Here is a 10,154-nt window from a genome sequence, read left to right as displayed (position 1 = left end):
GGTGAAGAGGAACTTCGAATTACACCTCAAAGAATGTGAATGGCGCTACAACAAGCCCCTGCCCCAACTCATTGCCGAAATGAAACGGCTGGTAGCAAAAAACAAAGACCTGATGGTCTAGAGCCAATACAAATACGGGGTGCAGGGGGCGATAGCCCCCTGCCCGCCGGAGGCATACAAAAAAATACGGATATCCCGCTCGCCGAAGGCGCACAAAAATCATCCACCGGCAGCAGGACACCCGTAAAGGAAACACGCATGGCCCGCGACATGATTCAGGAAAAGGTCTACGGCGCGGTGTGGCCCGCCGGTCAGGACATGCTGCGCGCGGCGGCCGGGGCCATCGGCGAGGAATGGGTGGAACTGGAGGGCGACCTTCTGCGCATCGCCTACGAAGGCCCGTACTGCGACGCGCAGAAACTGGCCGACGCCATCGCCCCGCACCTGACCCCGGCCTGCCAGGGCCGCATCGACCACATCGACATGGACGCCTGGCGGCTGACCCGCTACCGCATCGAAGGAACGGACATCAAGAAGTCCAGCGCCGGACTGAACCACGTGCTGGCGTATTCCGGGCATTAGCAGGATGGACGGGGCGCGGCGGACGCCCTGCCGGTCCCGCCTCCACCGCCCTGCCATCGTCCGTCCGCCTCGCGCCCGCGCCCGCTCCCCCTTCCCACCACCCGCCAATCTTTCCCCCGCGCCTTGCCCCCGCGTGCCCGGTGTGCCAAGATGGCGCAGGGTCCGTGGAGCCCGCCCCATTGTCCGGCGGCCGTCTGACGACCGTGTGGCGGCGGCCACGACCCACGGCGCACCCGCCATCACCGCAAGAAGGGAGGCACGCCATGCCGAGAGACGTCGAACTCGTCCTGCACGGGGAACCGGTCACCGAGGGCGCGGGCGTACGGCTGCGCCGCATGTTCGGCTACTTCGAGGCCCCCATGTTCGACCCGTTCCTGCTGCTGGACGACTTCCGCTCCGACCGGCCGGAAGACTTCATCAAGGGCTTTCCGTGGCACCCGCACCGGGGCATCGAGACCATCACCTACATCCTGCGCGGCGACGTGGAGCACGGCGACAGCATGGGCAACAAGGGGGTCATCTCCTCCGGCGACGTGCAGTGGATGACGGCGGGCAGCGGCATCATCCACCAGGAAATGCCCAAGGGCGACGCGCACGGGGCCATGCACGGCTTCCAGTTGTGGGCCAACCTGCCCGCCAGCCACAAGATGATGGAGCCGCGCTACCGCAGCATCACGGCGGCGGAAATCCCCGTGGCGCAACTGGCGCAGGGGGTGACGGCCAGGGTCATCGCCGGGACGGTGCATGGCGCGGCGGGACCGGTGACGGGGCCTGCGGCGGACATCGTCACCGATCCGGGCTACCTGGACCTGACCGTTCCGGCGGGCGTGACGCACGAGCACCCCGTGCCGCGCGGCCACACCGCCATCGCCTATGTCATCGGGGGAGCGGGGGCGGTTGCGGGGACGGCTGCGGGCAACACCGGCGATACCGCCGTGGCCGACCGCACACTGGTGCTGTTCCGGCGGCCGGACGGGGCGGAACGCGCGGAGGGGGAGGACTCCGTGGCCTTCCGCGCGGGCGGGGACGGCCTGCGCCTGCTGCTGTTCACCGGCCGCCCGATGGGCGAGCCCGTGGCCTGGCGCGGCCCCATCGTCATGAACACCGACGCGGAACTGGAAACCGCGTTCCGCGAGGTACGGGCAGGCACCTTCATCCGCCACCCGGCATCCGCCGGGCTGGACCGGTAGGGGATTTCACGGCGCATTCGGGTTCCATGGCCACGACCCGCCCCACCACCATGGCAGAGTGGGGGGACGGCACGCGCAAGGAGGCGGCATGACCACGGTTCACAAGGTACGCAAGGTGGGGCTCGCGGCGGCGCGGGCCTTCGTGGAGGCGCGCGCGGGCATCGTGCTGGACGTGATGGTGCCCGAGCATTTCGAGCAGCGGCACATTCCCGGCGCGGTGCAGGCCTGCGTGCACGAGGTGGTGTTCTGCGACGCCGTGGCCGCGCTGGCCCCGGACCGCTCGGTGCCGGTGCTGGTCTGCGGCGCGGGCGCGGGCTCGCTGGACGGGCGCATGGCGGCGGAAAAGCTGCTGCGACAGGGGCACACCGACGTGCGCTGGTTCGCGGGCGGGCTGGAGGCGTGGTGCGCCGCCGGGCTGCCGCTGGAGGGCAGCGCCCCCCATGCCCGGCCGGACGCCCATCCGCCGGTGGTCATGCCCGACGGCCGCCACGCGCTGGACGCGGCGGCCTCCGTCATCCGCTGGACCGGCCGCAACGACAACGGCGCGCACACCGGCACCGTGGACTGCGCCGGGGGCGCGCTGGCCTTCTCCGACGGGCGCGGGCAGGGCGGGCTGCGCATCGACATGCGCTCCATCCGGGACCGGGACATCGCCGACGACGCCCTGCGGCCGGTGCTGGAAGCCCACCTGGCCTCGGACGACTTCTTCTTCGTCACCCTGTTTCCCCAGGCCACGCTGGAGGACATGGTCCTGACGCCCCTGCGCGGGGCCACGGCCACCACCCCCAACTACCGGCTGACGGGGCAGTTCGCCCTGCGCGGCGTGCGCAGGAAGCTGGCCATGGACGTGGCGGTGCGACGCATCGACGATGCGGGCGGGCTGGCGCTGGCCGGGCACTGCGACCTGGACCGCACCCGCTGGGGCGTGCTGTACGGCTCGGCGCGGTTCTTCCGGCACCTGGGCTACCACCGGGTGGACGACGCCATTTCGCTGGACTTCCGGCTGGTGTACGCACCGCCGAGCGGCCCCTGACCGGTGGCCCCTGACCGGTGGCCCCTGACCGGTGCCCCCTGATGGTCGACCCCTGACGCGCGGTACCGACAAGCCGGAACGGTCCGCCACAGGTCGCGGGCATCCGGAACCGGCGGGCATGCCCGCCCGCTCAGCAGACCTCGTCCAGCATGTCCATGATGTCGTCCACGCTGAAGGGCAGCACGTCGTCGAAACAGACGCCCGCCTGCGCGCCGCTGCACCAGGCCACCCGGCCCTGAACGCCTTCCAGCGCGCCGGACAGGGCCTGCGGCACCTCCACCAGGCTCACCACCTCGCCGAAGGGCAGCCCTTCGGCCGCGCAGAAGGGGGGCAGTTGCAGCATCACCCCGCCCGCGCTGATGTTGCCGACCATGCACGGCACGTCGCCCGCGTCGCGGCGCAGGGTGACGAAGCAGGGGCAGTCCAGTTGCAGCCGGGGATAGGTGCGGCGGTCATCGCTCATGGGGTCTCCTTGCCGGATGGGGTGACGCCGGGGACGCCGCCCGCATCGGCGGAGCGCGCCCCGGTCAGGACGAAGCGCAGAAACTGTTCGGCCACGGCCAGTCCGGGGTTGGCCGCCAGCGCACGGCGCAGACAGTCGGCGGCCTTCTCTGCCCTTCCCGTCTCGTAATACACCCGCGCCAGGTTGAACAGGATGCGGTCTTCCTGGCCGCTCACGGCCAGGGCGCGTTCATAGTAGTATTCCGCCGCCGCGTAGTCGCCGCGCTTGCGCAGGCCGATGGCCACCCCGGCCACGCGGTTCTGGAAGTCGGGCGCCATGCGCAGTTGCGACATGCCCGCCAGCATGGCCCGCAGGTCGGGCACGTCGTGCGCGCGGGGCACCAGCCCCGGCCTGCCCCGCAGCACGGCCAGCAGGCCGTCCAGCACGCGCATCTGGTCGAACGACAGGGCCAGCGGGCTGTACCGCTCCACCGAAAAGGGCTCGTCCGCCGGCAGTTCGTCCATGTATGCGGCCAGCGCGTCGGCCGCCGGGCGGATGAACGTTTCGTAGCACTCCGTGTCTGGCAGGAAATGCTCGATGAAGTCCGCCTCGGGCAGGTTCTTCACCAGTCCCGAGGGCAGATGCGCGTCGGTCAGCGGTTGCAGGATGTACCGCCCCCCGTCCGGCCCGTCAGCCCCATCAGACTGACAGGCCACCAGCCAACGGATCTTCTGCGAAACGTCCCTGCTCGTGGTGCCCATGCCCGTGCGCTCGGTGCGCACCGAAACATACACCCCCAACACCTGCGGCACCATGTGCCCCCCTTTCCGTGCGGGACTGGCCGGATTGCCGGTCTGGCCGCTTGCCCGGTCTGGCCGGACACCCCGCGCGATCCCGTTTCTTCACGGGGTGATGGCATGGCGCGCCACGCCGCGTCAATGAGACTTGCGGGGGGGGGGGGGGCGGCCCGATGTCGCCCCGATGCCACCCTGATGTCGCCCTGACGCCACACTGACGCCGCCGGGACTCGGCCAAAGCCCGGTCCATGGCCTTCCGGGCTGCTCCCGGCGCCGCGCGAATACCCCGCGAACCCGGCCCAAACCCTTGGCGCGGAGCGGGAAATGATGCATAATGACAACGGACCAGCAGCCATCGGATGCCCCGCCCCCCACCGGCAAACGCTCGACATGCGCCGCCCCCGTCATCTGTCACGAGCGGACGCCAAACCGGGCCGCCCCTTTTCCGGGGCGCCCGCACGGCCCCGAAAGCCCCGCAGCCGCCGGGTAGCCCAGAAGGTTGTCATGACGTCCGAACAGTCCCCCGCCCCTCCGGCTCCCCCCGCTCCCCCTGCCCCGCCATCCAACTCCTCTCCCCCCGCGCCGCCCACCGCGCTGGGCGCCGACCACGTCTCCGCGCGCATCCACGCCAAGCTCTCCGACTACACCCGCTACAACTTCACCGCGCGGCAGATCTGCGCCTTCAACGTGTTCTTCGACCTGGCGCAGGAATTCGACGCCCTGCCCGACCTGTACGCCCTGGCCGTGCTGGTGCCGCGCATCCTGTTCGACATGCAGGCGGAACTGTACGTGCTCGACGCCTCGGGCAATCTGGTGCGGCGCAACCCGGACATGCCCCCGTTCGCGGACAATCCGCCCCAGCGCGACCACCTGGCGGAAGGGCCGCACACGCAGGACGGGCAGTACCGCATCCCCGTGCGCGGCCGCCATGCCGACCGGGAAAGCCTGCCCTTCACCCCCGTGGGCGACGTGCTGGGCATGATGGTGCTGCACCCTGCCGCGCCGCTCACCGGGCACGACCGCTTCTACTACGAAAAATACGCCAACCGCGTGGGCTTCCAACTGCACAACCGGCTGCTGCAAATGAAGAACCGCGAACATATCCGGTTCATCCGCAGCCTGGTGCACGACATCGGCCACAACGTCATCGTGCCCAACATGTACTTCAAGCTGCTGTTCCGGCAGTTGGAAGGCAAGATACAGGCCATGGGCGAACTGCGCGAAACCCTCAGCGCGGGCGGGCGCATGCCCAGCGGGCCGGAGGCCGAGGCCATCCGCCAGCTGGGCTACCTGCACGAACGGCTGGACGAGCAGTACCGCGAGATCTACCGCCACTTCCTGCAATCCAGCCTGTTTCTGGAAACGCTGTTGCGGCAGAGCCACTTCGACCAGGGGCACTACGTGCTCCAGAAGACGGAGGTCGACATCGCCCAGCGCGTGGTGGTGCCGCAGCTTGAGCGCTTCCGGTCGCGGCTGGAGGAAAAGGGCATCGAGGTCCGCATGGATATGCGCCCGGAATGCGAGCACGTGCGCGTTTCCGCCGACGTGGGGCTGATCAGCCAGGTGCTGGCCAACCTGCTGTCCAACGCGGTCAAGTACACCCGCCCCACGCCGGGTTTCCTCCGCCAGGCGGTGCGCTGCCGCATCTGCCGCGTGCCCGACGCCTTCGGCGCCGGACGTCACGGCGCGCGGGTGGAGGTGTTCACCACCGGCCCCGCCGTGTCCGCCGAGGACGCGCCCCACCTGTTCGAACCGGACTTCCGGGGTTCCAACACCCATGGCGAATACGGCACCGGGCACGGCCTGCACTTCGTGCGCGAAATCGTGGACCTGCATGGCGGCCGCGTGGGCTACGAAGCGCAGGAAGGCGGCAACGCCTTCTACCTTCTGCTGCCCTGCGACGCCCCGGCCCTGAGTTGAATCTTCTCCGTCCGGGTCCGGCCTGACGCGGGCTGGCCTGCCCCGGACCCCGCCAAGCCCCGGCCCCTCCGCCCTGCGGTGACGGACGCGGAAACGGGGGCGCCGCTCCCGCCAGGGGCTGACAATTTCGCAAATCCCCATCGTTTTTGCGCCGGGCGCGCACCGCCCGGCCTGCGCCAACCGCCCGCCATAAAGGGCGATATCCGCCCCCTGCGTGCCTTGCGTTTATGACGCAACGCCTCGAATTGAAACATTAATGTCAAAAGCGTCAGCCCACGGGTTGCCCGTACCCCTGTATTCTGCTACTTCGCAGGCGCGGGGCGCGTCGGCACATGCCGGCGCACGGGGGGCCGCCGTCCGCGCCTGCCCTTCCGGAGCGTTCCAGACCGCCCCAGACCGAACCGGGGAGCACCGTGTGATCAAATTCGACCATGTGCACAAGTGGTACGCCAGCGGACTGCATGTGTTGCAGGATATCACCCTGGAGATCAGGCAGGGCGAGGTCGTCGTCATCTGCGGGCCCAGCGGGTCCGGCAAGAGCACGCTGATCCGCTGCATCAACAAGCTGGAACCCATCCAGAAGGGCCACATCGTGGTGGACGGCGTGGACATCAACGACCCGCGCACCAACCTCACCATGCTGCGCGCGGAGGTGGGCTTCGTCTTCCAGCAGTTCAACCTGTACCCGCACATGACCGTGCTGGAAAACATCACCCTGGCCCCCCTGCTGGTGCGCAACACCCCCCGCGCCGAGGCCGAGAAGACGGCCATGGAACTGCTGGAAAAGGTGAACATTCCCGACAAGGCGGGGGCCTACCCCGGCCAGCTTTCCGGCGGGCAGCAGCAGCGCGTGGCCATCGCGCGCGGCCTGGCCATGAAGCCGCGCATCATGCTCTTCGACGAGCCCACCAGCGCCCTCGACCCGGAAATGATCAACGAGGTGCTCGACGTCATGCGCCAGCTTGCCCGCGAGGGCATGACCATGGTCTGCGTGACGCACGAAATGGGCTTTGCCCGCGAGGTGGCCGACCGGGTCATCTTCATGGACCAGGGCGTCATGGTGGAAGAGAACACCCCCGAGGCGTTCTTCAGCAATCCCGTCCACGAGCGCACCAGGGAATTCCTCAGCAAGATACTGACGCATTAGGGGCCGTCTCCTGACCAGGAAACGGCCCCTGGCGTTCCGCATCGTGACATTACGCGTTGACTGTTGAGCCTTTCTTGCCGTTGTCGGCCCGCCGTCCCTTTTGCCGAGGGGACCGCAGCCCCGCAAGGGGCCTGCCCGCATGTGCGGGGGCCGTGGGCAACCCAAAACAGGGAGAAGGATATGCGCTTGGTCAAACTGCTTGCACTGGCTTCGGTCCTCACCGTGCTGATGGCCTCCGTGGCCATGGCCGGTCCGGTCTTCGACCGCATCCAGAAGGAAAAGAAGATCCGCATCGGCATCATGACCGACTCCATCCCCGGCGCCTTCTACAATGAAAAGGGCGAATGGGGCGGCTTCGACTACGACATGGCCACCGAAGTGGCCAAGCGCATGGGCGTGGAGATCGAACGCGTCCAGGTGAACAACAAGACCCGCATCGCCCTGGTGCAGTCGGGCCAGATCGACCTTTCCGTGTCGAACATGACCCACACCCGCGAACGCGACAAGTCCGTCGACTTCTCGCTGACCTACTTCTTCGACGGCCAGAAGATCCTGGCCAAGAAGGGCCAGTTCAAGACCATCAAGGACATGGTGGGCAAGAAGATCGCCACCATGCAGGGCACCACGTCCGAAATCAACGTGCGCCGCGCCCTGAAGGAAGCGGGCGACCCCAACGCCGAAGCCAACGTAATCTCCTTCCAGAAGGAATCCGAGTGCTTCCAGGCGCTGCAGAACGGCCGCGTGGCCGGCTGGTCCACCGACGCCTCGATCCTGGTCGGCTACGCCGCCAAGACCCCCGGCCAGTTCGAACTGGTGGGCGACTTCCTGTCCGACGAGCCCTACGGCATGGCCATGCCCCAGGACGATTCCGCCCTGCGCGACGCCGTGAACGCCGCCATCCAGGACATGTGGAAGGACGGCACCTACAAGACCATCTACAACAAGTGGTACGGCCCGGGCACCCCGTTCGAAATGCCGCTGGCCGGCCAGATCGAAATGTGGCCCTAACGGTCCGCTACTGCTGAACATTGCGCGCAAGCCCGGCCCGTCCGGGCTTGCGCATTGTTACCGACCCGCGCACCAGCGCGCGGGCGGGCGGCAAGCCTGTGGCCGCGCGCCCGCACACGCACCACGACCACGCGCGCGCCGCCGTCCCCCGCACCCCGCCGGGCCCGGCGCGCCCTTTCCGGAACGGCACATGATCCGATACTGGCTGGAAAAGACCTGGGTCCAGAACGCAGTCCTCATCTCGCTGGCGGCGTTCGCCATCTACTATTGCGGCTGGGTCTTCGACTTCGGCTACGAATTCAAGTGGAGCATGCTCTTCACGCGCAACGAGACCTACGGCGTGGTCATGGGCGCGGAAATCCTGAAGGGCCTCGCCAACACGGTGCGCATCTCGCTGATCAGTTCGGCCCTGGCCCTGCTGCTCGGCACCATGCTGGGCCTCGCGCGGCTTTCGCTGTTCCGCCCGCTGCGGGCCACGGCCACCTGCGTCATCGAGTTCTTCCGCAACACGCCGCTGCTCATCCAGCTGTTCTTCTGGTATTTCGCCTTTCCGGCCATCCTGCCCGACAACGCGCGCGAGGCGCTGTTCTCCATCCAGTTCGAGTTCTGGTGCGCCACCATCGGCCTGTCCGTCTACACGGCCTCGTTCATGGCGGAAGTCATCCGCGCCGGGCTCCAGTCCATCCCCAAGGGGCTGCTGGAAGCGGCCTACTCCTCGGGCCTGTCCTATTTCCAGGTGCTGCGCACCATCATCCTGCCGCTGGCGTTCCGGGCCATCATTCCGCCGCTGGGCAGCGAGTTCCTGAACAACATGAAGAACTCGTCGCTGGCCATGGTGGTGGGCGTGGCGGAGCTGACTTGGCAGGCCCAGCAGGTGGAATCGCTGACCTTCAAGGGCTTCGAGGCCACCAGCGCCGCCACGGTGCTGTACCTTTCGCTGTCGCTGGTCATCTCGTTCATCCTCAACGGGGTGAACGGCCGCATGCGGCTGGATTCCACCCACGGCCGCTCCGCGCCGGTGCTGGCGGTGGACGCGCTGCTGGCCCCGTTCGGACTCGTCCGCCGCATGTTCATCCGGCCGGTCACCCGCGCCTTGCGAGCCCGCCGCCACTCGGCCGCGCAGACCACCTACACCCCGCTGGCGGCCATGCTGCACCAGTTCGGCGCCCACGCCGCCCGCGCCGCCGTGCTGGCGGGCAAGGGGCTGTTCGTGGCCGTGCTGGCCGGGCTGTTCTATTCGGTGGGCAAGGGGCTGTGGGGCTTCCAGTGGCACGTGGTGTTCGACAACCTGCGCGCCCTGCTCATCTGGCACTTTCCCGACGGGCGGCCGGACGAGATGTTCCTGGGCCTTGGCGGCCTTGCCTATTCGCTGCTCATGGCGGTCATCGCCATTTCGGTCAGCTTCTTCATCGGCCTGGCCGTGGGCGTGGGGCGTTCGTCGTCCAACCGGGTGTTCCGCATCCCCTGCCTGCTGTACATCGAACTGATCCGGGGCAACCCCCTGATCATCGTCATCTTCTGGGTGTACTTCTTCATTCCGGTCATGTTCGGCACCACGCTGAACGTGTTCTGGTCGGCCACCTGGGCGCTGACGGCCTTTACCGGGGCCTATCTCGCCGAAATCGTGCGCACCGGCATCCAGAACATTCCCGCCGGGCAGGTGGAGGCCGCCTACTCCACGGGTCTCACCTACCTGCAAACCATGCGCAGGATCGTGCTGCCGCAGGCGCTGAAGCAGATGATCCCGGCCATCGTGGGCCAGTTCATCGCCATCTTCAAGGACACCTCGCTGGCCTTCGTGCTGGGCGTGCTGGAACTGACCTTCGTGGCCCAGGGCATCAACAACCGCCTGATGATCCACCCCATGGAGATCTACGGCACGGTGGCCTTCTTCTACTTCATCTGCTGCTACACCATGTCGGTGTTCGCGGCGCGGCTGGAACGCAGGCTGTCGCCGGAAAAGGTCAGCCTGCGCATGTGACGCGCCCGGCGCACCGCCGCCGCCATGGCGACCAGGCCCCCTCCGTCCTTCCCC

At 68.1% G+C, this 10,154-nt stretch carries 9 protein-coding genes and 1 pseudogene; 8 read left to right on the top strand and 2 right to left on the bottom strand.

What is annotated here, in order from left to right:
• The 4 genes and pseudogenes from V6B97_RS16100 to V6B97_RS16085 form a co-directional block, all read left to right on the top strand.
• Nucleotides 1–121, top strand: a pseudogene (locus V6B97_RS16100) (IS1595 family transposase); the annotation flags it as partial.
• Between the two features lie 137 nt (nucleotides 122–258).
• Complete coding sequence (locus tag V6B97_RS16095; protein ID WP_333507545.1) at nucleotides 259–582, top strand: hypothetical protein; 324 nt, start codon at nucleotides 259–261, stop codon at nucleotides 580–582.
• A 263-nt stretch (nucleotides 583–845) separates the two neighbouring features.
• Nucleotides 846–1,772: a pirin family protein gene (locus V6B97_RS16090; RefSeq protein WP_333507544.1), complete on the top strand. Its 927-nt coding sequence runs from the start codon at nucleotides 846–848 to the stop codon at nucleotides 1,770–1,772.
• Between the two features lie 88 nt (nucleotides 1,773–1,860).
• A complete protein-coding gene (locus V6B97_RS16085) occupies nucleotides 1,861–2,805 on the top strand; it encodes a YceI family protein (RefSeq protein ID WP_333507543.1) in 945 nt (314 codons plus the stop codon).
• Nucleotides 2,806–2,935: 130 nt separating this feature from the next.
• On the opposite strand, the gene V6B97_RS16080 is transcribed toward V6B97_RS16085, so the two are convergent.
• Complete coding sequence (locus tag V6B97_RS16080) at nucleotides 2,936–3,268, bottom strand: PilZ domain-containing protein (RefSeq protein WP_333507542.1); 333 nt, start codon at nucleotides 3,266–3,268, stop codon at nucleotides 2,936–2,938.
• Nucleotides 3,265–4,062, bottom strand: a complete 798-nt coding sequence (locus V6B97_RS16075; RefSeq protein ID WP_333507541.1) for a tetratricopeptide repeat protein — start codon at nucleotides 4,060–4,062, stop codon at nucleotides 3,265–3,267. Before V6B97_RS16075 ends, V6B97_RS16080 begins: the two co-directional genes overlap by 4 nt.
• Nucleotides 4,063–4,548: 486 nt before the next feature.
• On the opposite strand from V6B97_RS16075, the gene V6B97_RS16070 reads away from it, so the two are divergent.
• From V6B97_RS16070 to V6B97_RS16055, 4 genes are all read left to right on the top strand, one after another.
• Nucleotides 4,549–5,964, top strand: a complete 1,416-nt coding sequence (locus V6B97_RS16070; RefSeq protein ID WP_333507540.1) for a sensor histidine kinase — start codon at nucleotides 4,549–4,551, stop codon at nucleotides 5,962–5,964.
• A gap of 415 nt (nucleotides 5,965–6,379) precedes the next feature.
• Nucleotides 6,380–7,111, top strand: coding sequence for an amino acid ABC transporter ATP-binding protein (locus tag V6B97_RS16065; RefSeq protein WP_333507539.1), 732 nt, complete (start codon nucleotides 6,380–6,382; stop codon nucleotides 7,109–7,111).
• Between the two features lie 180 nt (nucleotides 7,112–7,291).
• A complete protein-coding gene (locus V6B97_RS16060) occupies nucleotides 7,292–8,119 on the top strand; it encodes a transporter substrate-binding domain-containing protein (RefSeq protein ID WP_333507538.1) in 828 nt (275 codons plus the stop codon).
• A gap of 190 nt (nucleotides 8,120–8,309) precedes the next feature.
• Nucleotides 8,310–10,100, top strand: coding sequence for an amino acid ABC transporter permease (locus V6B97_RS16055; RefSeq protein ID WP_333507537.1), 1,791 nt, complete (start codon nucleotides 8,310–8,312; stop codon nucleotides 10,098–10,100).
• Nucleotides 10,101–10,154 lie beyond the last annotated feature (54 nt).

Origin of the sequence: Nitratidesulfovibrio sp. 1201_IL3209 (assembly GCF_036763125.1) — a bacterium.
In the GTDB taxonomy this organism is placed as follows: domain Bacteria; phylum Desulfobacterota; class Desulfovibrionia; order Desulfovibrionales; family Desulfovibrionaceae; genus Cupidesulfovibrio.
Note: the sequence above shows the minus strand (reverse complement) of the source record. Positions and strands in the feature narration are given on the sequence as shown.